The sequence below is a fragment of the Arthrobacter sp. MYb229 genome (genome assembly GCF_002975405.1).
Taxonomy (GTDB): Bacteria; Actinomycetota; Actinomycetes; order Actinomycetales; family Micrococcaceae; genus Glutamicibacter.
The window spans coordinates 21,212-45,053 of the sequence record NZ_PCPS01000010.1 but is presented as its reverse complement, the minus strand read 5'-3'; the positions used below and the strand labels follow the sequence as shown (position 1 = coordinate 45,053).

General features: G+C 64.3%; 20 protein-coding genes. 8 read left to right on the top strand and 12 right to left on the bottom strand.

The window, feature by feature from the left end:
• Positions 1 to 53: 53 nt before the first annotated feature.
• From CQ019_RS17510 to CQ019_RS17500, 3 genes are read right to left on the bottom strand one after another with little or no spacing between them, the layout of a single operon-like run.
• Positions 54 to 719 (bottom strand): response regulator transcription factor, encoded by a 666-nt coding sequence (locus CQ019_RS17510; protein WP_105554501.1) that lies wholly within the window; start codon positions 717 to 719, stop codon positions 54 to 56.
• Entirely contained in the window at positions 716 to 1,924 is a 1,209-nt protein-coding gene (locus tag CQ019_RS17505) for a sensor histidine kinase (RefSeq protein ID WP_105570263.1), read from the bottom strand. Before CQ019_RS17505 ends, CQ019_RS17510 begins: the two co-directional genes overlap by 4 nt.
• Positions 1,925 to 1,938: 14 nt before the next feature.
• Positions 1,939 to 3,051 carry a hypothetical protein gene (locus CQ019_RS17500; protein ID WP_146112512.1) on the bottom strand — a complete coding sequence of 371 codons (1,113 nt, stop codon included), beginning with the start codon at positions 3,049 to 3,051 and terminating at the stop codon, positions 1,939 to 1,941.
• A gap of 767 nt (positions 3,052 to 3,818) precedes the next feature.
• Between CQ019_RS17500 and CQ019_RS17495 the strand changes: the two genes are divergently transcribed.
• The 4 genes from CQ019_RS17495 to CQ019_RS17480 all read left to right on the top strand — a co-directional run bounded on the left by CQ019_RS17495 (position 3,819) and on the right by CQ019_RS17480 (position 9,033).
• Positions 3,819 to 4,724, top strand: a complete 906-nt coding sequence (locus CQ019_RS17495; RefSeq protein WP_105554504.1) for a LysR family transcriptional regulator — start codon at positions 3,819 to 3,821, stop codon at positions 4,722 to 4,724.
• A gap of 177 nt (positions 4,725 to 4,901) precedes the next feature.
• On the top strand, positions 4,902 to 6,245 hold the full coding sequence (locus CQ019_RS17490) for an MFS transporter (protein ID WP_258133755.1): 1,344 nt from the start codon (positions 4,902 to 4,904) through the stop codon (positions 6,243 to 6,245).
• A gap of 38 nt (positions 6,246 to 6,283) precedes the next feature.
• The gene (locus tag CQ019_RS17485) at positions 6,284 to 7,564 is read left to right on the top strand and encodes a M20 family metallo-hydrolase (RefSeq protein WP_105570262.1); all 1,281 of its coding nucleotides are present in this window, start codon (positions 6,284 to 6,286) and stop codon (positions 7,562 to 7,564) included.
• Positions 7,561 to 9,033 carry an amidase gene (locus CQ019_RS17480; protein ID WP_105554506.1) on the top strand — a complete coding sequence of 491 codons (1,473 nt, stop codon included), beginning with the start codon at positions 7,561 to 7,563 and terminating at the stop codon, positions 9,031 to 9,033. The genes CQ019_RS17485 and CQ019_RS17480 overlap by 4 nt, the downstream gene beginning before the upstream one ends.
• Positions 9,034 to 9,327: 294 nt before the next feature.
• Here the strand turns inward: CQ019_RS17480 and CQ019_RS17475 are convergent, their stop codons facing one another.
• The 5 genes from CQ019_RS17475 to CQ019_RS17455 all read right to left on the bottom strand — a co-directional run bounded on the left by CQ019_RS17475 (position 9,328) and on the right by CQ019_RS17455 (position 14,149).
• Positions 9,328 to 9,936 (bottom strand): hypothetical protein, encoded by a 609-nt coding sequence (locus CQ019_RS17475; RefSeq protein WP_105570261.1) that lies wholly within the window; start codon positions 9,934 to 9,936, stop codon positions 9,328 to 9,330.
• A gap of 47 nt (positions 9,937 to 9,983) precedes the next feature.
• A complete protein-coding gene (locus tag CQ019_RS17470; RefSeq protein ID WP_096286726.1) occupies positions 9,984 to 11,156 on the bottom strand; it encodes an ABC transporter permease in 1,173 nt (390 codons plus the stop codon).
• A complete protein-coding gene (locus CQ019_RS17465; RefSeq protein WP_105570260.1) occupies positions 11,153 to 12,034 on the bottom strand; it encodes an ABC transporter ATP-binding protein in 882 nt (293 codons plus the stop codon). Before CQ019_RS17465 ends, CQ019_RS17470 begins: the two co-directional genes overlap by 4 nt.
• 87 nt (positions 12,035 to 12,121) lie before the next feature.
• Positions 12,122 to 12,781, bottom strand: coding sequence for a response regulator transcription factor (locus CQ019_RS17460; protein ID WP_096286730.1), 660 nt, complete (start codon positions 12,779 to 12,781; stop codon positions 12,122 to 12,124).
• A gap of 9 nt (positions 12,782 to 12,790) precedes the next feature.
• Positions 12,791 to 14,149, bottom strand: coding sequence for a histidine kinase (locus tag CQ019_RS17455; protein WP_181148608.1), 1,359 nt, complete (start codon positions 14,147 to 14,149; stop codon positions 12,791 to 12,793).
• A 164-nt stretch (positions 14,150 to 14,313) separates the two neighbouring features.
• On the opposite strand from CQ019_RS17455, the gene CQ019_RS17450 reads away from it, so the two are divergent.
• Positions 14,314 to 14,865: an acyl-CoA thioesterase gene (locus CQ019_RS17450; RefSeq protein WP_105554510.1), complete on the top strand. Its 552-nt coding sequence runs from the start codon at positions 14,314 to 14,316 to the stop codon at positions 14,863 to 14,865.
• Here the strand turns inward: CQ019_RS17450 and CQ019_RS17445 are convergent.
• On the bottom strand, positions 14,862 to 15,473 hold the full coding sequence (locus CQ019_RS17445) for a phosphoribosylanthranilate isomerase (RefSeq protein WP_105554511.1): 612 nt from the start codon (positions 15,471 to 15,473) through the stop codon (positions 14,862 to 14,864). The genes CQ019_RS17450 and CQ019_RS17445 overlap by 4 nt on opposite strands.
• Positions 15,470 to 16,471 carry an acyl-CoA thioesterase gene (locus tag CQ019_RS17440; protein WP_105554512.1) on the bottom strand — a complete coding sequence of 334 codons (1,002 nt, stop codon included), beginning with the start codon at positions 16,469 to 16,471 and terminating at the stop codon, positions 15,470 to 15,472. The genes CQ019_RS17445 and CQ019_RS17440 overlap by 4 nt, the downstream gene beginning before the upstream one ends.
• 71 nt (positions 16,472 to 16,542) lie before the next feature.
• Here CQ019_RS17440 and CQ019_RS17435 point away from each other — a divergent pair, with 71 nt between their 5' ends.
• From CQ019_RS17435 to CQ019_RS17425, 3 genes are read left to right on the top strand one after another with little or no spacing between them, the layout of a single operon-like run.
• On the top strand, positions 16,543 to 18,273 hold the full coding sequence (locus CQ019_RS17435; RefSeq protein WP_105554513.1) for an ABC transporter ATP-binding protein/permease: 1,731 nt from the start codon (positions 16,543 to 16,545) through the stop codon (positions 18,271 to 18,273).
• Positions 18,270 to 20,039, top strand: a complete 1,770-nt coding sequence (locus CQ019_RS17430; protein ID WP_105554514.1) for an amino acid ABC transporter ATP-binding/permease protein — start codon at positions 18,270 to 18,272, stop codon at positions 20,037 to 20,039. The genes CQ019_RS17435 and CQ019_RS17430 overlap by 4 nt, the downstream gene beginning before the upstream one ends.
• Before the next feature lie 39 nt (positions 20,040 to 20,078).
• Entirely contained in the window at positions 20,079 to 21,842 is a 1,764-nt protein-coding gene (locus CQ019_RS17425; RefSeq protein WP_105554515.1) for an FMN-binding glutamate synthase family protein, read from the top strand.
• A gap of 7 nt (positions 21,843 to 21,849) precedes the next feature.
• On the opposite strand, the gene CQ019_RS17420 is transcribed toward CQ019_RS17425, so the two are convergent.
• Both CQ019_RS17420 and CQ019_RS17415 read right to left on the bottom strand, forming a co-directional pair.
• Entirely contained in the window at positions 21,850 to 22,878 is a 1,029-nt protein-coding gene (locus CQ019_RS17420) for an enoyl-CoA hydratase/isomerase family protein (protein ID WP_258133761.1), read from the bottom strand.
• A 43-nt stretch (positions 22,879 to 22,921) separates the two neighbouring features.
• Positions 22,922 to 23,827, bottom strand: a complete 906-nt coding sequence (locus CQ019_RS17415; RefSeq protein ID WP_096286746.1) for a LysR family transcriptional regulator — start codon at positions 23,825 to 23,827, stop codon at positions 22,922 to 22,924.
• Positions 23,828 to 23,842 lie beyond the last annotated feature (15 nt).

Below are 23,842 nucleotides of genomic sequence, written 5' to 3'. Positions count from 1 at the left end.
GGGGAGCGGGCCGGCCTGTGCCGTTGGCGCACGAAGTGCGGCGCGGCAGAATATCAGGGCTCGACCAAACCGGTCCGGTACGCCAGCACGGTGACCTGGGTCCGATCGCGTGAGCCGGTCTTGGCCAGCAGCGAGGAAACATGGGACCGCACCGTTTCAATTCCGAGCACCAAATCCGCTGCGATCTCCGCGTTGGTCATGCCCCGGGCGATGCGGGCAAGCATCTGGCTCTCACGCGTGGTGAGCGGGGGCCCGGTGTAGTCCGTGCTCCGGGCCCGGGGCCGGAGCAATTCGCGGACGGCCTCGGGAAAAAGCAGGCTGGATCCGTGGGCGACGGTGCGCACCGCCTGCACCAGCTCTTCGGCGGTGGCGCGCTTGAGCAGGAATCCCGAAGCCCCGGCCGCCAGTGCCCCGCGCACGTAGTCGTCGTGCTCGAAGGTGGTCACCACCAGCACCTTCGGCGGATCGGGCAACGCCAGGATCAGCTCGGTGGCGCGAATGCCATCAACATCGGGCATCCGCACGTCCAGGCACACCACATCGGGATTCGAGCGCCGCACCAGATCCACGGCCTGCGCGCCGTCCGAGGCCTCCCCGACGATCTCCAGGTCCTCCTCGGACTCCATGATCAGCCGGAACCCCTGGCGCACCAGAGGTTCGTCGTCAACGAGCAGTACGCGCACGCCGTGCGCGCCGGGCGGGGTCGCGCCAGCGTTCATGAACCGTGTCCTTTCCTCAGCAGCGGCAACTCGATGCGTGCCGTCCAGCGATTCTCGTGCAGCCCGATGTCCGCGGTGCCGCCGCAGATCGCCACCCGTTCGCGCACCCCGAGCAGACCCCGCCCACCGCCGGGGCGGCCGCCTCCGGCTCCCGGTGCGTTCTCGACACGCAGCTCCAGGGATTTGCCGGTATGCCGAACCAGCAGCCGAACCTCCCCGCCGGCGCCGTGGCGCCGCGCGTTGCTCAGCAGCTCGGCCACGATGCCGGCCAGCTGCTGGCCGAGCATCTCGGGGAGATCCTCGGGCAGCTCGATGGCCGCCCGGAGCTCCATGCCGTTGCGCCGGTGAGTCTCGACCAGGCTTCCGAGGTCGGTGTGGGAGGGCGCCGCGGCACCGCCCCGAAGCACGGCCAGCATCGCATCGAGCTCGGCCATGGCCGAACGGGCCGTGGATTCGATGGTGTCGAATCGCTCCGCCGCCATCTCCGGGTCGCGCCGTGCCAGCCGGCGGCCGGCGGCCGCTTGAATGCCGACGATGCTCAGCGCATGCCCGATGCCATCGTGCAGCTCTCGGGCGATGCGGTTGTGCTCGGCCTCCCTATCGGCCCGGACCAGGGCCAGCTGGAGGCGGTCATGGGTGGTGGGTCCGAGGAATCTGCCGACCAGCCGGGCGGCGAGCAGCCCGAGCGGCCACCAGGACAGCAGCGCGGCCAACGCGATCAGCGCCGCCAGCATGGCTCCGAGCCATCGGCCGGGTCCGGCCGACGGAGCAGCGAGCCCCAGCGGCAGGGGGCGAGCGGTCAACAGGTCGAAGGCCGCCGAGCCGGCCAGCGGCAGAACGATCAACAGGCAGCTGGCCACGAAGAGGCCGCCCGCCAGGTGGAACAAGACCCAGAGGACCGTCTGGATCCGGTGTGCGGGGCGCACTGTCAGCGGCGCGACCAGCTCCTGGCGGCTGGAGAGCATGGTTCGCGCTGCGCTGACCTCCACCTCGCGAACACCGGGCACCAAGCCCAGGGCCGCGCCGAGCAGAATCGACCCGGCGGCGATCGCACCGAGCAGCCGCGGCTGCATTGCCCCCTGGCTGGCCGGTGCTTCGGCGACCGTGTACACCAGGACCATGACCACCATGATCGTTGCCGTGGCGATTGCGGCGCCGGACATCAACCAGGCGAACTGCCGGAGCAATCGGGATACGGTGGTCATGGCTCTATCCTTGCCTATGAGCCGCTGTGCGGGCTAGGGGCCGGAGTCCGGATAATCCCCGAGGGGCCGGTGATCCGGCGGTGCCCGACGTAGCCCCAGGCGGCCAGCGCCAGCGCCGGTCCCCAGAGCCAGCAGGGGAACACCAGAGCCATGAGAAAGCTTCTCTCGGACGCTGCCGCCTGCACCAGCAGCGGAACCGCGGTGAAGCAGAGCATCGCGGCAACCGCCCCGGCCGGCAGTGCCGCGGCCATGACGGGTACGGGACGTCCGGCCAGCCAGGGCACCCAGCGCGGGAAGTTCTCGCCCCAGGGGCGGAGCAAACCCACGGTCAGCACCGCGCCGAGCCACGCGCCGGAGGATAGCGTGATGCCCCAGATGCGGGTCGCGGGGTCGGCCGCCGCGTCCCCGCCGAATATCGGCCAGGGGGTGAACCAGGTCAGCCGGGCCAATGCGTAGGGCAGCGGCCCGCAGGCGGCGATGATGGTGAACACGCGCCGGTGCCGGGTGACCCAGCTGGTGGCCCGGGCGACGAATTCGGTGCCCCGGGCACAGCGGATGGTCACTGCGGCCCATAGGAGCGCGAGCAGCAGCAGCAGCAACGGTCCGAACAAGTTCGCGCCCTGGCCGGCCAGCTGCGCCACGAAGGTGGTGGCCAGGTTGCCCAGCGCCTCGCGGCCCAGCACCGCCGCACCGGCCAGGAGCACAAGCGCCGGCACGCCAAACGTCCAGCGGGCCGCGGGGTAGCGGCGAATCACCTGGACAAGCAGCCCGACGAGCAGCAACGGCATGCACAGCGCGAGCAGGTAACCGGCACTGGTCAGCGTCGCGCTGCTGCCGAAACCCGCACCCAGCACCAGGGTCAGCAGCGCCGCGCAGGCCATCGTGCCCCGACGGCCCAGTGCGCCGCAGAGTGACGCGGCACCGGCGGCCAGCGCGCCCAGGGCGGTGATCAGGAAGACCCGCGTAGCGGTGTCGCCGGAGGTCAGCGCCGCGATGAGGGTGGCGGTCTGCTTCGCATGAAAAAATGAGTCGGCCGGGTGCAGCAGCCAGGCCGCGCCGAGGACCGAGGCGAAAAACGATGCGGCGGTGGCCGCCAGCAGCAATCGGGGGAGTGTGTATGTGCTCATAGTCCGATTCTTCTCCGAGCCGCTGCCGAGCGCTTCACCCGCGCGGGGGAACTGCATCCCCCGCGCGAGCGATTTTGATGCTGGCCGCGGGCAACTGCCGCAGGCTTGTACGCGGCCCCCGGTGCGCAGCACGAGGGGGCTGCCGGTCCCATTCGAACTTGCCGTGCCGATGGCGGTGAGAAAGGCAGCGACCCCGAACTCCGCGGTATTTCAATCTATCGAATTGTGCAGAGCTTGGAATATCGGGCTACTTCTTCCGGAACTTCCTCCCGACGCAAAGGGCTGCGACCCGATTGCTATGACGCGAACAACTGGTCGATGAGCTTGGTAATTGCTCCTCGCTAGCTAGGTAATCTGGCGCTATTCGGACTGAAATTGATGCCGCCACTGGCCAGCAGGCAGTCTCAAGCCAAAATGCTGAGCCGCGGATGTCGGGAACTCAAGGTCCGTTGCTGGCTGCGCTAGGTGCCGGGTGGGTCATGGGCCTTTTTGTAGACTCTGCCAATAAGCCACTGGCACTACGAGGTCGAGGACCTTATACGTGCAAGTAACAAGCAACTAATTAAAATGCGGCATTCATCGAGCCCTTCTACATCTCATCCGTCGAATCATTCGGACTCAGGAGCCTTGCGAACCAGTTGAAGCCGGACCGCGTGCGTCATGTACGTTGCGATACTCGACTCTCATGCGTACTGATCTTCTCGGCGGTGAAGTCTTAATGAAGACGACAAGCGTCCGGGGCTCTGGGCAGGGATAAGATTTCACCCATGGCGCGTACTTTTACACTCATCCAATTGCGGTACTTCATGGAAATCGCGCGATTGGAAAATATGCGTGCGGCAGCCGCGGAGCTTAATGTTACCCAATCAACTTTGTCGGCTTCCTTGAGCCAACTTGAACGCGACCTTGGAGTCCAACTCTTTCAACGGCTACCGAACCGTGCTCTGCGTTTAACCCAGGACGGCAAGCGGATGGTCGCCGGGTCGCGCATGCTACTCGAAGATGCCGATGGCCTTTATGCCTCCATTAGTGGAGAAAGCCAGCGTTTATCCGGAATCTTGCGCGTTGGGCTCTTTGCGCCGTTGGCACCATTCATTGCACCAAAACTGCTAAAGGAATTCAGTTTGATGCACCCTGGAATCACCATATATTTCGTCGAAGGTGACCAGCAAAGAATTCTTGATGCCCTACGCCATGGTGAGTGCGAGATTGCATTAATGTATGACTTAGGTGTCGGGACAGAGTTCTCAATGGAACCGGTTGATCAGCTCGGCGCGCACTTGATCGTCAGTGAAGAGCACCATCTGGCGGTTGAACGACAACCGGTGCATCTGGCGCAAGTCGTCGAAGAGCCGATGGTACTACTCGATCAAGAACACTCTCGCGAGTATTTCCTTCGACTATTTTCGAGCCTGGGTCTTGAACCCAATATTGGCCATTGGGTTTCGGGCTATGAAACTGTGCGTTCGTATGTGGCCATGGGTCTTGGATACTCGATATTGAATCGGAAATTGTCCCACGATAAGACATACACCGGTCGGTCGGTAGTTCCGATCGAAATCGCCGACCCAGTATTGCCCATCGCAATGGTGGTTGTTTACCCCAAGGATTTGCCGGTCAGCCGCAAAGCTCGGGCCTTCGCCGACTTTAGTGCACGAAATATGAGCGCGTAACCTCACTTCTGATCAATTTTTCCGATCAGGGTAACTAATCTTTTGCGTTGGATAATGTCGCTCACGTCACACATTCTTGATAACTAAGAGACCGAGCATCGAAGCTCGCTCCTTCCCAAACACCACCAGCAATATTCACCGCTGGTCCCTGTAACGAAAGAAGGCAGCATCGTGACAGTGAGTAGCAGCACCCCGACAACTACGGATGCCATAGATCAACGGCAACAACAAAAGATGAAGAGGCGTGTGCTCGCCGGAGGAAGCATTGGCCAATTCATCGAATTCTACGATTTCACGCTGTATGGGCTGTCCGCGGTCACCTTGTCTGCTTTGTTCTTCCCATCCCAGAGCCCACTCGCAGGGCTGTTGGCCACCTTCGCAACATTCGGAGTCGCCTTCTTCGTTCGACCGCTGGGTGGATTGTTCTTCGGAGCATTAGGTGACAAGATCGGTCGGCGCAAAGTCTTGTTCGTGACTCTGATGACTATCGGATTGGCCACCTTCGGGATTGGCTTGTTGCCTACTTACGCGCAGATCGGCGCGCTAGCTCCAGCGCTGCTGGTGTTGTGTCGGTTGGTTCAAGGATTTTCCGCTGGCGGCGAGTCCGTAGGCGCTCCTGCCTTCGTCTTCGAACACGCTCCGATCAACCGGCGCGGGTTTTGGCTAAACATCACCCTCGCCGCCACAGCGCTTCCCTCCGTTATAGGCGGCACGTTGATACTCGTGTTATCAACGACGATGGATCCAGCGAACTTCCAATCTTATGGTTGGCGAATTCCTTTCTTGCTCGCACTGCCGTTGGCGCTCTTTGGGCTTTGGATTCGCGCAAAGACGGAGGAATCGGAAGAATTTAAAGCCGTTCTGGCGAAGAATGAGCACAAGGAATATAGTCCGCTGCGCCAAACGTTCGCCGAGAACAAACTACGCATGCTGCAGGTAGTCTTCGTGATGGCGCTGACCGCGATGGGCTTCTACTTCCTCTCCGGGTATTTCGTATCCTATGTGCAAGTTTCTGGAAACCTCAGTCTGGAAATGTCGTTGCTTGCCAACGCCGTCGCGATGGCTTGTTATGCCCTGTTGCTACCTCTCGGTGGCATGTTGGGCGACAAATTTGGCCGAAAACCGATGCTCATTGTCGGCTCTGCTTCTTTGCTGCTTCTTAGCGTTCCCTGCTTCTGGCTCGTCACGAGTGGATCTTTGTCCTTGGCGATAGCTGGCCAACTGCTCTTTGTGATCCCAATGTGCATCTACGGAGGCGGCTGCTACACGTTCTTCGTTGAAATTTTCACCACCAAAACTAGATTTACCTCCTCTGCAATCAGCTACAACGTCGCGTATGCGCTATTCGGCGGGACGGCCCCCTTCATCGGAACGTGGCTTGTTTCGATGACTGGAGTCTCAATGATGCCAGGTGTCTATATGGCCGCAGGGGCACTGATAGTGCTTTGCCTGTTGCTGTTTACCCCGGTACCGGAAACACACCCACTGTTCAGCAAACCGGAAACGCCCCTAACCAACTAGCTAGACGAATGCCGATTCAATTTTGAAAGGTACGAATAATGCATCACGAGTTCCTGACCGATTTTCACCATGTCGCTACATTCGGCGCTACTGCTAGCTTAGGCGTTGACCGTCAAGCTGCAACGCCGGAGGACAAATTGAGCCGAGACTGGTTTGCCGCGTTCACCGCCGAAAAGGGGTGGGAATTGCGCGTAGATGGGATCGGGAACATGTTCGCGCTGATCGAATTCAACCCAGGTGCGCCCTACATTCTGCTGGGCTCACATCTGGATTCCCAACCTTTGGGTGGACGCTTTGACGGCGCCTATGGCGTCATTGCCGGGTTGCACGCCGCCCAACAGATTGTGGAGCGGCAACGAATAGAGGGCGAATTGCCGCAGTTCAATTTAGGCGTTGTGAACTGGTTCAATGAAGAAGGTGGTCGTTTTGCACCATCTATCATGGGTTCTTCGGTATTTGTGGGGTCCATGGACGAGGAAGAAATGCTGAAGGTTACCGATTTGCAAGGCATCAGCGTTGCCCGGGCTCTCGAAGCAATTGGATATCTGGGCAAGGACCCTCGCCCCAACGTCGCGGGATACGCGGAAATCCATATCGAGCAGGGTCGGGTTCTGGAACGGGAATCAGTATCCATCGGTGCCGTGGACTATTCGTGGCATACGCAAAAACTGGATGTCGAAGTGCTAGGCGAACAGTCCCACACCGGGGCTACCGCCATGGCTGATCGCCATGACGCATTGGTTGCCGCAAGCAAAGTGATCTTGAAGGTGCATGACGTCGTCGAGCGCTTTAGCGAGGGGAATATCGTCTCCTCAGTGGGTCGTATGACGCTCGAGCCCAATTCGCCCATCGTGGTCGCTCGACGTGTGCATTTGGTCGCCGATTTGCGCGCGGTGGATAAAGACTTAGTTCTCGAAGCACGGCGTCTCCTTGTCGGAGAAATCGCGGAGATCGCTAGGGAGCATGACATCAAGATTAACGTCAACGATTTCGACGTGCGCGGAATCCAGTATTATCCAGAATCCGGTTTGCAATTGGTGGAAAAGGTTTCGGCAAATCTTGGCCAGAGCGTTCGCCGGATCCGTACCATGGCAGGGCATGATTCAGTTGCGATGAACAAGATCGTGCCGACGGTGATGATGTTCATTCCTTCCATCGATGGCGTCAGCCATTGCGAACGAGAATTTTCTACAGACGAAGACATGTCCACCGGCTTGAACGTCCTCGCCGAGACTGCCTGGCAGATGATATTCGGAGCGTTGGATCCAGATTGCCAGCACTCGGATCTCGTTTCTGACTCGGTGGGGCGGATTTCGTGAATTACGCAGATTTGGCATTTCTGTCAGCGGTCGAACAGAAGCAGGCATTTGTCGAGGGGCATACCTCGCCAAGCGAAGTCCTAGAAGCGCAACTTAGTAGGGTTGATTCCTTCAACTACGGTGAAGAGATAGGAGTCAATGCCTTCACCGAAGTCATGCAGAATGAAGCACGAGAATCCGCACGAGCGGCCAGCGATAGGTATGCAAGGAATCGACACAGCAGTAAGCGTAGTCTTCCTACTCTCCTTGGCATCACGGTAGCGACCAAAGAAAAACACGCCTTGGCAGGGAAAGCACATACTCAGGGGCTGATGGCCCAGCGCGGCACTTCGGCTGGGGTGGATCATCCCGTTGTCGCACGACTGCGTGCCGCGGGAGCGATCATTCATGCGCGTACGACGAGCCCAGAATTCAGTTGTGCAACTGTCACACATTCGCCGATGTGGGGAACGACGCGAAATCCTTGGAACTTGCGGATGTCGCCCGGTGGATCCTCCGGCGGTGCAGGCGCAGCCTTGGCAGCGGGGTTCACGACGTTGGCGACGGCTTCTGATATCGCAGGATCTACGCGCATACCCGCTGCCTTTACCGGAACTGTGGGTTACAAGGCGCCATACGGTCGAGTACCGGGGGCTGGGTTCTTAGCCGTCGATTGGTACCGTGGCGATGGTCCGATGGGACGCACCGTCGAGGATGTCGCGCTCATGTCATCTGTTATAAGTGGCAAACATTCGTCGGATGCGAATTCGTGGGGTGCTCCAGGAAAGGAATTGCTTGGCGAGAGAAAGCCACTCGATCAAGTGCATATCGGGGTAAGTCTTGATCTGGGGGATTACCCTGTATCAGCGGACGTAGCACGATGCTTCACAGATGCAGTCAACCTATTTCGTGCGTCCGGTGCCAAAATTTCAGAAATTAAGATTCCTTGGTCGACGGAGCAAATCAGAAAGACAATCTTTGCTCATTTTGGACAGATTCTCGCCCCGGCAATGGCTGAAATAATTGGAAACTCCACCGAACCAAGGGCGGCATACACCGACCAGTTCATCAGGGATTCTCTGGAGCAGGCAAGAACGGTTTCACTGATCGAATCATTACAGATGGATGTGCTAGTGAACGCCCAATTGGCAGCTGCGACTGCGGAGGTAGATGTATTGATATGTCCAACTAACGCGATGGACTGGCTGCTTGCTGATGGCAACTATCTCGATGGGTTACAAATTGGCGATCGGTCTCTGGCTCACTATTGGGAAGGGCATATGACTAGCCCTTTCAATGTCGCTAATCAGCGCCCAGTTCTTAGCATTCCGTGCGGAATCGGCGCCAACAACGTTCCCGTGGGCTTGCAGGTAGTGGGGCAAACCTGGGACGAATCATCGACCTTTGGAATTGCCGCCGAACTCGAACGGGTCCTTGAATTCAGCAATCGAGCCGAGTTGAATGATTCGCCCGTATTTGTAGAAGGTTAAATTTCAGGTGGAGGCCAAAGGGCTCCAGCTGCAGTTACTCCGCGGTACTTGACCCGGATCCAGACAGTGGGGCAGGACCGTCCAGAGCAGCCCGTCCTGGACGGTCGCTTCGATCCGGCCAAGCTCGATCGTCGGGTGACGGTTGAGGCAGGATAATGCCAGAATTGCCAGTCTCGTTTCGCCGCCGTCCAGCCAGACGCGGGCGCAAACCGGCAGTTCTCCGCTGCCGCCGGAATTGGCCGAGAGTTCAAACAGCGGGTGCAGCGCGTTGAGCTTGTCGGCCGGGGCGGGTGCTCAGGATTTTGCGGATAACTGGCCCCGGTAGCGCGCGGCCAGCGCATCGGCGGCCACGGAGAGCAGCGCGGGAAGGATATAGCGGGCGAGCGTGGCCAGCACGAAGAGGGGCAGCGATCCCTCGGGGGCCTGCGCGGCGGCCAGCGCCAGGAAGCCAAAGCCGAGCCCGCTGGCCAGGCCCACGATCCAGCCGGCGGCACCGCGCGGGCGCAGGATGAACCAGCCGGTGAGGGCCACCAGCGGAAGGATCAGGCCCAAGGTGTGGAAGTAGCCGGTGTAGGCGCCGGTCAGATCGAGCGCGGAGACGAAGAACCAGTCGCCGTATTCCACGCTGCCCAGCACCGGGAGCTTGAGCAGCAGATCGAGCAGGAAGCTAAGCATGATGATTCCGATGCCGAAGATTTTTGCCGCACGGGTGATTGGCAACAACCAAAAAGTGGCTAGTACCAGGCAGCGCAGCACCCAGAGGCTGACTACTACCAAGGCGTTCGAACCTAAGACCAGATGGGTCATGGCTAGCGCGGTGTTGCCGGCCAGTCCGAGGATCACCGCGAACCAGATGAAGATGGACAGGGCTGAAAGCTGCATGCGGGGTTTGTTCTCGGTCACCGAATCAAGTGTAGTCAGCGCGGCTGTGTACTGGCTATATTGGCGGTTTAGAGTTCCAGTTTGAGCGCCTTGCGCAGGGTCAGCGCCCCGCCGGTGTGCATCACCGCACGGCGGTAGATCCGTTCGGCGAACAAGATAGTGAACCAGCAGGTAGCCAGCGTAAGGGCCAGTGAGATGAGCGGTTCAACCAGTGAGACTTCACCGCCGAGCAGGCGGATTGGCATCGCGACGGAGGAAACAATTGGCACATAGGAGGCGATGACCAAAAATCCGTCCTTGGCGTAGATTCCGATGAACAGCACCGCCATCAACACACCGACTACCGGCCCAGAGGATTGTTGGAGGTCTTCGGTACGGCTGGCTAGTGCTCCCAGCGTCGCCCAGATTCCGGCGAGGACCAGGAACCCGACGAGGAAGAAGGCCACAAACCAGCCGGCTACTTGCGAGACGACTCCAAGGAACGGGATCTGAACTGGTGATAGATAGGCGGCGAACAGGCCCACGGAGAGGAAGAGCAGCAGCTGGGCCAGCGCGAGAATCACGTTACCCAAGATTTTGCCCGCAAGCAGCTGACGCAGATTGATCGCGCCGGCGAGGATCTCCACTACCCGGTTTTGTTTTTCTTCGATCACCGAGTTGGCTATCGGCATGCCGAAGATGAGTGCTGACATATAGAACAAGAAGGAGAAGAGGAACGCCATAGCCTTGATCATGGAGGCACGTTCGGCGTCCCCATGCATTTGGGTGACCGTTAGTGCACCGTCGCCCGGTAGCTGATCTGCGTTCAGCCCGGCCGAAGTGAGCAGTCGCGCGGTCAACACCTTCTCGGTGGCTTCGCGCAGCGCCCCATGGAGTTTGTCCGGGACTTCATCGGATCCGGTGAGCGTAAATTTATTTGCTGGGCCCTGGCTCAGCGTGGCATCAAGCTCCCCAACATCAAGTTGCGCGGTGGCATCATCGGCCGGTAGCTGTTCGACGTTGATTTTCAGCTGGTCTTCGGCGTCCGAGGCCGCTTGGTTGAGGACGGTGAGACTGGCCTGATCGGTGGCCGCCACCGAAAACTGCGTGGTGCGTGTGGCGAGAAATCCGGTAACGGCGATCGAACCGATGATCAGCAACAGCGTGACCAGGGTGGAGATGATGAAGGCCTTGTCGCGCAGCTTCGTTTCGACTTCGCGCAGGGTGACGATCAGCCAGGCGGGGGTGGCAAGGGTGTTCATGCGATGATCTCCCGGTAGATATCCGCCAGCGCGGGGCGGTGCAGGGCGAATTGTGTGACCGTGCCGCGGGAGAGCGCGTGGGCCAGCACGCGTTGCCCGTCCGCTGGCGTCCCGAAGCTGACCAGCGCGTGCTCCCCGGAGAGGTCGATCACCTCGACCCCCGGCTCGGTGCGCAGCCAGCCGGCATCGGCGCCCAGGGCCAGGCGGTGCCTGCTGGCTTGGGCGGTGCGCAGCTCGCTGGCCGGGGCGTTGGCCAGGATCTTGCCCTCCTGGATGATGACCAGGTGGTCAACCAGGGTATCGAGCAGATCCAACTGGTGCGAGGAGAAGAGCACCGGGACGCCGCGGGCCGCGTAGTCGCGCAGGATGGAGCTCATCGCGTCCACCGCCAACGGGTCCAGCCCGCTGAAGGGTTCGTCGAGCACCAGCACGTCGGGTTCGTGCAGCAGCGCGGCGGCCACCTGCACGCGCTGCTGGTTGCCCAGCGAAAGGGCCTCCAGCCTGGATTTGGCCCGGTCCGCCAGGCCGAAGCGGGCCAGCAGGTCCATCGCGCGGGTGCGTGCGGTGCCGCGGGCCAGCCCGTGGAGCTGACCGAGGTAGATCAGCTGGTCGATCACCGGCTGCTTGGGATACAGCCCGCGTTCCTCCGGCATGTAGCCGAAGTTGGGGCGGGTGGGCGCGTCCAGGGCGGCCCCGTCCAGGGTGAGCCGGCCGCCGTGGGCGTTGAGCAGTCCCATGATGATGCGCATGGTGGTGGTCTTCCCGGCGCCGTTGGCGCCGACGAAGCCGGTCAGCGCCCCGCGCGGCACGGTGAAGCTCACCTCGTCCAGGACCTTGGTTCCGGCAAAGGACCGGGTGATCTGCTGAAGTTCGAGCATGCTCGGTCTTTCTGGCTTGGGAATCTCTTCGCTTGCCTTCCAGCTTAGGAAGGCCGGGGCGGATCCGCCTGATGCTTGGGGATGAAACTATTGGATGAGCCCGGCGCGGTGGGCGTAGAGGGCCGCCTGGACGCGGTCGCGCAGGTGGAGCTTAGCCAAGAGATTCGACAGGTGGGTTTTCACTGTCGCCTCGGACAGGGCCAGCAGGGCGGCGATCTCCTGGTTGTTCTTGCCGCTGGCCAGCGCGGTGAGCACCTGGCGTTCGCGGGCGGTCAGCGCGTGCAGCGCCGCGCTCTCTGCGCCCGGTGCCGAGGTGCCGGGGCGCGCGCTGGTCTTGCGGGCGATGAGCTTGAGCGTGGCCTCCGGGGAGAGCAGCGCGTATCCGGCGTGGATCTGGTGGACCGCGTTGAGCAACAATTCCGGTTCGGCGTTTTTCAGCAGGAAGCCGCTGGCCCCGGCATCGAGCGCGTCGAAGAGGTAGTCCTCGCGGTCGAAGGTGGTCAGCACGATGATCTTGGTGTCCACGGTGCCCGCGAGCCGCGCGGTGGCCGCGATGCCGTCCAATGCGGGCATCTGGATGTCCATCAGCGCGACATCCGGGGTGCGGGTGCTGATCAGCTCCACGGCTTCGGCGCCGTTGGCGGCGGTGCCGATGACCAGCAGCTGCGGATCGGTTTCCAGGATGAGCTTCAGCGAGGAGCGGATCAGTGGCTGGTCATCGCAGATCACGACGGTAATTTGGCTCATGGGCTTAGCCTAGTTCCCTTCGGGGGATCCGGGCAGGCGCAGCCGGGCGCGGGTGCGCCAGCCGCGCGGGGTGCGCGGGCCGATCTCCACCAGCCCGTGATGCAGCGCGGCGCGTTCGCGGATGCCGCGCAGCCCGAAGCCGCTGCCGGCGCTGTCCGGGCGGGGGGCTCCCTCGTCGGTGACTTCCACCTCCACCCAGGATCCCTGCGCGTCGGTTCCGGAGCGCAGCGCGAGCGTGGCGGCGCGGGCGGTGGAGTGGCGCCGCACATTGGCCAGCGCCTCCCCGCAGATGCGGTAGAGGGCCAGCGAGAGGCCGGGGGCCAAGGAGGCGAAGAAGCCCGGGGCGTGCTCGTCCTCGGAGAGCTGCACGTGCAGCCCGTGCGCGGCGTTCTGCTCTAGCAGCCCGGGCAGCGCCGCCAGCGAGGGCTCCGGGGCGCGGGCGGCGGAATTGCCGGTCTCGGGATCCTGCGGGGACTGCTCGCGCAGCACGCCGAGTAGCGAACGAGTTTCGGCCACCGCGCTGCGTGCTGAGGACTCGATGCCGCGCATCAGTTCGATGGCCTGGGCCGGATCGCGGTCCTGGACCAGCCGGGCGGCGGAGGCCTGGACTCCGACGGAGGCGATGTGGTGGGCGATGACGTCGTGCAGCTCGCGGGCAATGCGCAGGCGTTCGGCGTTGACCGCGCGCGCCGCGAGCTCTTCGGCCTGCGCGGCGATGCGCGCGGCCTGGACGAGCACCAGGGATTTGGCGTAGGAATTCGACCAGCTGGTCAGCCCCAGGAAGATCGCCCCGCCGAAGAAGAGCACGTTGATCAGGAAGCTGTACAGCGGCAAGGCCAGCTCTTCGGGGATCGAGCCCATCGGGTTTTCGACCAGCAGCTGGTTCGCGGCCGAATACAGGTCGCTGGTGAAGAAGGAGAGGACCAGCCACACCGCCATGCTCAGCAGCACCAGGGCCATCGCGGTCCACAGCCCGCGGCGGTTGCGGGCCCAAGCCACGGCCGTGTACAGGCCCAGGAAGTAGGCCAGCTGGGCGCAGAACTGCATGACGACGGTGGCCGTGGCGGGGGAGCTGCCGATCAGGAAGGCGGCCGAAGAGATGAGCATCATCGTGATCGGCCAGCGGCGGCGGAACATCAGCGGCAGGATCAGGGCCGCAAGCAAGGCGAAGGCCAGCGGGCGCTCGGCGCTCTTGCCCGTCTCGGTCAGCGAGAGCACCAGTTCCAGCATGAGCAGCGCCAGCAGGTAGAAGCCCAGCGCCACCGCGATGTCGCGGCGCAACGCGGTTGCCGACGGTGCCGCGCGTTCCCAGTCGGCCGGCGGCAGCGAGGGGACCTGGCGGTGCAGCAGCTGCGAAAGGCGGTGCATAGTTCTTCCTGTTCGGTGCATTCGTTGCGGATGCGAGGGCTCTTCCGCACTGGACTTTACCCGCCGACCGGGCCCGGGTGAATGCGCCTTGGGGATTACGCCATTTGTCGCGGTGGGCGGCGGCGGGCTTGGCCACATAAGTTACTAAGCGGTAATGTGATCTCATGCACATGATTTTTCGCATCCTGCTGATGCTGCTCCAAGGCAAAAAAGCCCCGAGGCTGTCCATGCTCGACTCCGGAACCCTGTCCATGCGCGCGACGCTGACCGATATCGACTTCGCCGGGCATATCAACAACGGCATGTACTTCTCGATCTTCGATCTGGGCCGCTTCGATCTGATGTTCCGCTCCGGGGCCTGGGCGGTGCTGCGCAAGAACAAGTGGAGCCCGGTGGTACAGGCCGAAACCATGACCTTCAGGAAGTCGGTGAAGCTCGGGGTGAAGTTCACCCAGGAGACCCGGGTGCTGGGCATGGATGAGCGCTGCATCTACTTCGAGCAGCGCATCGTGGTGGCCGGCGAAATCTATGCCCGCGGCTATATCGCCACGCGCATGACCTCGAAAACCGGGCCGGTGCCCAACGAGCGGATCCTTGCCGCGCTCGGGCTGAGCATGCCCGAAGACCGCGTGCTCCCCGAATGGGTCGCCCGCTGGCGTGCCGAAAGCGCCCTGCCCGGCGCGCGCAAGCCCGCTCCGCACTCCTGGATCGGCTAGGCGCCGCGGCGCGCGGCGTCCAGGAACCGGGCGATCAGCTCCGGGTCCTTGACTCCGCGAGCGGACTCGACCCCGGAGGAGACATCCGCGCCGCTGGCCGCGGACTCGGCGAGTGCCGCGGCCACATTCTCCGCGGACAAGCCGCCGGCCACCAGCCAGTTGCGCCCGGCCGCGAGGGTGCGCACCTTTGCGTAGTCCCAGCTTTCCCCGCTGCCGGGGACCGCGGCGTCGATCAGCAAGAAGTCCTCTCCCCAGTCCTCGAATGCCTCGGGCTGCGCGTCCATGCGCACCGCGCGGATCACCCGGAATCCGGCCGCGCGCACCGCTTGCACCTCTGCGCGGCGCCGTTCCCCGTGCAGCTGGATCCAGCCGAGCCCGGCGGCGGAGGTGCGCGCGATGGCCGTTGCGGTGTCCTCATCGCGGAACACCGCCACGGTGGCCACCTTGCTGGGGACTTGCGCGGCGAGTGCTGCCGCCAGTTCCGGGGAGACCTGACGCGGCGAGGCGGTCAGCACGAAGCCCAGCGCGTCCGCCCCGTGCTCCAGCGCGATCGCCACGTCATGCTCCGTGGCCAGGCCGCAGATCTTCACAAACGGGCGGGCGCTCATCGAGTGGCCTCCGCGCTGGCCTGCGGGTCGCTCAGATGCGTGGGGGTGTAGCCGCCGGGCGCGTTGGCGCGGATCTCAAGCAGTTCGCGGGCGTGCTCCCAGAGCCGGGAGTCCTCCGCGCTGACCGGCACCCAGGTTGGCACCGGCACCGCCGTGCCGGTGTCGTCGCGGGCGACCAGCACGGTCAGGCAGTAGGTGGTCAGCTCCATCTGGTTGGTTTTCGGATCCCCGGAGCGCACGTGCACCGCGATGTGCATGCCCTTGGAGCCGGTATAGACCAGCCGGGCCTCGACCTCGACCAGATGGCCGATGAGTAGCGGGCGGTAGAAGCGCACGCCGCCGGAGAACACCGCGACGGTGTCCCGCCCGGCGTAGCGGCTGGCGCACAGGGCGGCCGCCTCGTCGATCCACTTCATCACGATGCCGCCGTGCACCTTGCCGCCCCAGTTCACGTCGGTGGGCGCGGCGAGGAAGCGCAGGGTCACCCGCGGCGCGGTGCCGGCGTCGGTATAGGACTGGTCGTTCATCGACTCGACGATGCGTTCGCGGATCTCGATGCGCGCCAACGCATTCTGCCGCAGCTGCAGCTCGCGCGGGGTGCCCGGGGTGAAGGAGGGCACTTCGGTCGGTTTGCCCCGCTCATCCACCGCCACGAAGATCACCAGGCAGGTGGAGGAGGTGACCGGGCGCAGCTCGCGCGGATCGGAGAAGGACACCTCGGTGCGGATATGCATGGAGCTGGTGCCGGTGTAGACCACCGAGGCGGTGACCTCCACCAGGTCCCCGGAATGGATCGGGTCCGCGAAGTGGATATTTCCCACGTAGGCGGTCACGCAGTAGCTGGCGGACCAGCCCACCGCCGCGGCGTAGGCGGCCTTGTCCACCCATTCGAGCACGGTGCCGGCGGCCACCGTTCCGGTGATCCCCACATCCGTGGGCGCTGCGAGGAAGCGAAGGGTCACCGAATGCGGCCGGCTGGCCGTTTGCAGAGCAGTCATTTGTCTAGTTTCCCCCGCGCGGGCGCCGGTTGCCAACCTATGACGCCGGGCTTTCGACTTAGGATGGAGGGGTGCGTAGGGTCTTTGGAATTTTTTCGGCATCCACCGCGGCGGTGGTCTGCCTCGGGTTGCTCTCGGCCATCGGTGCCATCGGGCTGGCGGTGCTCATCGGGCGCGCCATCGATTCGCTGCGCGCGGATCAGCCCTTGGACGTCGGCTGGTATGTGGCGGTGGGGTACGAACTGCTGCTGGTGGCCGCCGCGGCGCTGCTTACCCCGGTGCTCATCGCCCGCTCCGGGCGCAAGCTCGGAGCGCTGCAGCGCCACCAGCTGGTACGCCACTATTTGGCCATCGGCCCGTTGGCGGTGCGCCGGCTCGGCGAGGGCGAACTGGTCGATGCCGCCATGGACGCGGTCGATCGCTCGGTGCGCTTCCGCACCAGCTTCATGGGTCCGGCCATCTGCGCGGTGGCCACCCCGGTGCTGGTGCTGCTCGGCATCGTGTTTTTCATCGATCCGCTCAGCGCCCTGATGCTGCTGCTGCCCACCATGCTGGTCCCGGTGCTGGTCATCGGCTTCCAAAGGCTCTTCCGCGGCTCATCGGGGGAATACCGCCGGGCCCAAGGGCTGCTCTCGGCCACCTTCCTCGACGGGTTGCGGGCGCTGACCATGCTCAAGCTCAACGGCGGGGCATCCTGGATGGGGCAGCGCATCGCGGTGGCCAGCGAAAGGGTGCGCCAGCAGGTGATGAAGCTGCTGGCGCGGAACCAGCTGGTGCTGCTGGTGATCGACGCGAGCTTCGCGGTGCTGCTGCTGGCCACCGCCGCGCTGCTTGCCTGGTGGCGGGTGGGCAGCCTGGCGATCACCCCCGGGGAGGGGGCCGCCCTGGTGCTGCTCAGCTTCCTGATGCTCGCCCCGGTGAACTACGTGGGCAGCTTCTTCTACATCGGGATGACCGGCAAGGCGGCCGAGCAGAAAATTGAGAGCTTCATGGACACCGAGCGGCACCGTGCGGCGGCGAATCCGCTGCGCGTCGACCTGCGCGCCGACGCCTTGCAGCTGCTGGACCTCGGGGCCGGATACGAGGGGCACCCCGCGGCGCTGGAGCAGCTGAACTTCAGTTTCCCCGCCGGCTCGAAGACCGCGGTGATCGGGGCCTCGGGCAGCGGCAAAACCACCTTGCTGCGCGTGCTGCAGGGGCAGCTGGAGACCACCGCCGGAATCATCCACGACGGGCACCAGGCTTTGGGCCCGGCCACGCTGCGCTCGAATACGGCGGTGGTGGAACAGGGCACAACGCTCTTCGGGATCAGCCTGCGCGAGAACCTGCTGCTTGCCGCGCCGCAGGCCAGCGACGAAAAGCTGCGCGCGATGCTGCGCCGCGCCGGGTTGGCGCCGTGGTTCGCGCAGCAGGAAGCGGGGCTGGACACGGTGCTTGGCGAGGGCGGCGCAACGCTCTCCGGGGGCCAGGCCCAACGCCTGGCCATCGCCCGCGCGCTGCTGGCCGAGCGGCCCATCCTGCTGCTCGACGAGCCGACCAGCTCGCTGGATGTGCAGACCGAAGCCGAGGTGCTGGACACCCTGCGCGAGGTGGCGGCGGGGCTCACGGTCATCACCGTGACCCACCGCTTGGGGCTGCTCGCCGACTACGACCAGGTGCTGGTCCTGGATCGGGGGCGGATCGTGCAAGCCGGGTCCCGGGAGGAACTGCTGGGCACCGAGGGGTACCTGAGAACGGCGATGGAGAATTTCGGCCAGCGCGTCGCAGCGCTGGGCAGCCAACGCGGGAACGGGGCGAAATGATGAAACCGCACGGCCAGCAGCCAAGCAGCCTCGCCAGCGCCCGGTGGCTGATCGCCCAAACCCGGGACCTGCTGCCGCCGGTGCTGCTTGCCTGCCTGCTCGCCTGCCTCACCCGACTGGTCGCCTTGGCCATCTATCTCTTTGCCGGGCTGGGGCTGGTGGCGGCCATCGGCCTTCAGCTGCCCGCCGGGCTGCCGCGGCTTCCCTTCGGCCTGCTGGTGGCGGCGATTATCCTCGCCGGCCTGTGCAAGGGAGGGCTGCGCTATGCCGAACAGTATGTGGGCCACAAGGTCGCCTTCCTGGCCCTGGCCAGGCTGCGTTCAACCATGTACGAGGCCTACCAGCGGCAGGCGCCCTTCGCGGCGGCCAGCAAGAATTCCGGATCCATGCTGGCCAAGGCCACCCGCGATATCGACAAGGTGGAGGTATTCTTCGCGCATACCCTGCCGCCGGCCGCGGCAGCGCTGCTGGTCAGCGGCGCGGTGCTGGGCTGCGTCTACCAGGTCTTTGGCGGCACCGCGACGCTGATCCTCGCCGGCGGCTATCTGCTGGTCGGACTGCTGCTGCCGCTGCTCGGGGTCGGCGCGCTGCGCCAGGCGGCTGGCAGCGCCGCACAGGTGCGCGGCAGCCAGAACCGGATCATCATCGAATCCCTGGCGGGCATCGAAGTGCTCCACGCCTTCGGCGCCGGTGGGCGCATGCTCAAGCGCATGGATGAGGCCGGAGCGGCGGATACCCGGGAAGCCCACCGGGCCAGCTGGGTGACCGGGCTGCGCGCGGCGCTGAGCCAGATCGTCATCTGGGGCAGCGCGTTGGCCCTGCTGCTCACCGATTCCGCCCAAGGCACGGCGGCCACGATCATCCTGGTGGTGATCGCGGTCCCTTCCTTCGAGCCGGTGCGCGCCGTGGACGGGTTCGTGCTGGGGCTGCAGGACTCCCTGGCGAGCGCTCGCCGATTGTTCGCCACCGCCAGCGCGCCACCGGCCGTGGCCGAGCCGAGCGAGGCGGGGGACCTGCCGGATACCGGGACGCTGAACGTCCAAGACCTCACCGTGCGGCACGGGCAGCGCGAAGTGGTGCAGCAGGTGGACTTCACGGTGGAGCCCGGGGAACTGGTGGCGCTGGTGGGCGCCTCGGGCTCCGGGAAATCCTCCATCGCCGCCGCGCTGGTCCGGGCGCTGCCGGCCGGCGGAAGGCTCAGCTTTGGCGGGGCGGCCCTGGATGCGCTACCGCTCCAGGCGCTGCGTTCGCGCATCGTGGTGGTCTCCCAGGAGGCGGTGATGGTCCGCGGCACGGTCCGCGAAAATCTGCTCTTGGGCACCACCGGAACTAGCGACGAGGAGCTCCGCGCGGTGCTTGAGGAGCTGGGCCTGGGCGAATGGCTGGAGCAGCAGCCGCAGGGCCTGGACACCCGGCTGGCGGATCGTTCCACCAGGCTTTCCGGCGGCCAGCGCCAGCGCTTGGCCCTGGCGCGCGCCCTGCTGCGGCACCCGGCGCTGCTGGTTATGGACGAATCGACCAGCGCACTGGATGCCGCGAGCGAAGCACTGGTGCTGAAGGCGATAAATGAGCGCCGCGGATACGGGATGGGGGTGCTGATGATCAGCCACCGCCTTTCCATCGTGCAAGAGGCCAGCGAGGTGCTGGTGCTGCGCGAGGGGCGGGTGGTCGAAACCGGTTCCCCCCAACAGCTGCTGGCCGATGGCACCAGCGAGTTCTACCAGATGGTGCTGCGCGAAAACGATCGGATCAATACCGGGGCCTAATCCCTGACAAGTCCCGGTGCAGGCAGTAGGGTCGAAAACATGATGCGAATAGTAGTGATTCTGTTCCTGTTCGTGCTCGCCGCCGGGTTTGTGCTCACGGCGCTGCTGGCGGGAACTTCCGGCAACTGGGTGTGGTGGATCCTGGTGGCGCTCACCGCGGTGCTGGTGGCCGTGGGGATCCGGGATATGACACAGAAACGGCATGCGATCCTGCGCAACTTCCCCATTCTGGGACATGCCCGCTACCTGTTCGAATTCATCCGCCCGGAGATCCAGCAGTACTTCATCGAGCGGAACACCGACGGCACGCCCTTTGACCGCGACACCCGCTCGATGATCTACGCCCGGGCCAAAGGCGCCGACAGCCACAAGGCTTTCGGCACCGAGCTGAAAGTGAACGAGGTCGGCCACGAATACCTGCTGCATTCAAGCGCGCCGGTGGCTCCGAGCAAGGAGCAGCACCGGGTGGAAATCGGTTCGAGCCAGTGCGCTCAGCCCTATGAGATGTCGCTGCTGAACATCTCCTCGATGAGCTTCGGGTCGCTCTCGGCCAACGCGGTGCTGGCGATGAACAAGGGCGCGGCCATGGGGGATTTTGTCCACGAGACCGGCGAGGGCGGGCTGACCAAATACCATCTGGAGCACGGTGCGGACCTCTTCTGGGAGATCGGTTCGGGCTACTTCGGCTGCCGCACCCCCGAAGGCCGGTTCAACCCCGAGACCTTTGCGCAGAAGGCCAACCTCCCGCAGGTCAAGGGCATCACCATCAAGATGTCGCAGGGTGCAAAGCCCGGACTCGGCGGGGTGCTTCCGGCGGCGAAGGTGACCGCGGAAATCTCCGAGGCCCGCGAGGTGCCGATGGGCCAGGACTGCATTTCCCCGGCGAGCCACGCCGAATTCTCTACCCCGCGCGAACTGCTGGCCTTCGTTTCAAAGCTGCGCAAGCTCTCCGGCGGCAAACCGGTGGGAATCAAATTCTGCGTCGGTTCACGCACCGATGTGATGGCGATCTGCAAGGCCATGATCGAAACCGGGGTGCTGGTTGACTTCATCACCGTGGACGGTGCCGAAGGCGGCACCGGCGCCGCACCGCTGGAGTACGAAGACCATGTGGGGACACCCCTGACCGAGGGGCTGATGCTGGTCCACAACGTGTTGATGGGCGCCGGGCTGCGCCACGAAATCCGCCTGGCGGCGGCAGGGAAGATCGCCAACGGCTCGGATATCGTCAAGCGCCTGATCCAGGGCGCGGACTTCGCCTTTTCCGCCCGGCCGATGATGATGGCCACCGGCTGCATCCAGGCGCAGAAGTGCCATACGAACCACTGCCCGGTTGGCGTAGCGACGCAGAACAAGCGGCTCATGCGCGCCTTGGACGTCGAGGACAAGGGCCACCGGGTGTACAACTACCACCGGCTGACGGTCACCGAGGCGGGACAGATCATGGCGTCCATGGGCCTGCACGGTCCGGACCAGCTGAACACCCGGATGCTGCGGCGCCGGGTGAATCTCCAGTCGACCCGCTCCTACGCCTCGCTGTTCCACTGGCTGCAGCCCGGCGAGCTGCTGGAGAATCCTCCGGCCTCGTGGCGGGATGACTGGCAGGAGGCGGACGCGGATCACTTCGGCGAACACGCCCCGGTGCATTTCGGCCTCCCGAGCAGTGTGGCGCTGGCCCCGGCCCGCCGGCTCAGTGAACCCGGCGAAGCGGTGAAGGCCACGCGCGTGGAGCCGCGCGATTCGCAGAAGGTCCATCCGGTGCCCAGCGATGTCACCCGGCCCGAAGGCCAGCCAGGGTCCTGAACCGAAGCTACTCGCCCATGAGCGCCAGCAGCGCCGCGGCGTTGACCTCGCCCGGCGCTGCGGGTTGCCAGCTGGGATTCCGGTCCTTGTCGATGACCTGGGCGCGGATGCCTTCGGCCAGGTCGGGCTGGTGCATCAGGTGCGCCGCCAGGCGCAGCTCCCGGTCCAGGGCGCCGCGCAGGTTCTGCTCGGCGCGGGCCGCACGCACCGCATGGAACGCCGCGGCCACGCTCGTCGGGGAGTTCGCAGATATCATCTCGGCCGCGCGCCGCGCGCCGGGGTGGACCATGGACTGCAAACGCTCCAGGACCGCGTCCGGGCTCTCGGCGCCGAAGGCGTAATCGATCCAGCCCTGTTCGATTTCCAGCCGGCGGGATTCGGGAACCGCGTGGAGCACCTCGAAGGCCGCGGCGATCTCTGCGGCGCCCAGGCCGATCAGGTCATCGAGCTCATCAACTATGGACGCGGCGAGGGATTCGCTAATGACCGCGTCGGCGAAACCCAGGAAGACCGCGTCCGCGCCGCTGAAGGAAGTGGCCGTCATGGCGAAGTATTCGCCGAAGTGCCCCGGCGCGTTGGCCAGCAGGTGGCTTCCGCCAACATCCGGGGTGTAGCCGATGCGCGCTTCGGGCATGGCCAGCTTCGCGTCGGCGGTGACCAGACGCACCGGTGCGTGGCTGGCCAGGCCGATGCCGCCGCCCATGGTGATCCCGTGGGCCAGCGTAATCAGCGGCTTGGGGTAGACCGAAATCAAGTGGTCGGTGCGGAACTCCAGGGCGAGCAGTTCCAGGAAGTCCGCGTGCCGGCCACCGGTGATCGCGGCATGGAAGTCGGCGATATCTCCTCCGGCGCAGAACCCCCGCTCGCCGCGTCCGGTGAGCAAAACGAGCCCGATCTTCGGGTCCTCGGCCCACAGGTGCAGGACCCGGTGCAGCTCCTGGAGCATGGGCAAGGTCAAGGCGTTGAGTTTGCCCGGACGGTTCAGTTCAAGATGACCTACCGGTCCGTGCACGGACGCTACGACAAGTTCTTCCACGATCGCCCTTTCCGAGGCTGCCTACCGATGACCGCTTTCCAGCCTAGTCGGAAAGGATCTGCGTGAGCCGGTCCAAAACGAGGGCAACCTTGGGCTTCTTCGAATTCTCTGGCTTCAAGGCGAAAATCGAGCGGGCGAGCCGGATTTCCGGTGCGTCGACAATACGCAGGCCCGCGGGGGCCTGGGTCATGGCCAGATCCGGCACCAAGGCGGCGCCGAGGCCCGAGGAGACCAGATTCAGCGAAGCGTTAAAATCGTCGCAGTAGGCCGCAACCTGCGGGTGGATGTTGTACGAGGCGAAGAGCCGGGAGATCAAGGTGGCATCCGAGGTGCCCGGGTGGTGGAAGATCCACGGCCATTCGGCGAGCTGGTCCACGGTCAGTTGGGCGTCGTCTGCGATCGGCCACGAGGCGGGGATGACGACGCGGAACTGGTCATCGCCCAGCCAGGCGCGCTCCAGCGAGGCGGGCCAGCTCAGTCCGCCGGGTCCCACCTGGAAGATGAGCGCGAGGTCCAGGTCCCCGCCGTTGCCCAGGCCGGCGACGGTTTGCTGGGGTTCGCCGATCCACAGGCGCAGATTGATGCCCAGGGAGTTCCAGTCTTCGCTGGTCAATAGCTTGGGAAGTGCGTAGGTGGCCAGGGACGGGAAGATGCCGAGCTTGATCTCTTCACGGTCTGTGGAATCCGTGGAGATGGTTGCTACGTCGGCCATCAGGGCGTCGAGGTCGGTGAGCACGCGCTTGGCGTGGCGCACCATGCGCAGCGCCCCGGGCGTGGGGGTGATGGAGCGGGCACCACGCAGGAACAACGTGGTTCCGGTGCTGCGTTCTAAGGCGGTCATCTGTTGGGAGACGGCGCTGGCAGTGTAGCCCAGCCGGGTTGCGGCTGTGGCAAAGGAACGATGCGCCACCACTTCGAGCAGGGTGCGCAGATGAACTGGATTGATCACTTCTAAAGTCTAAAC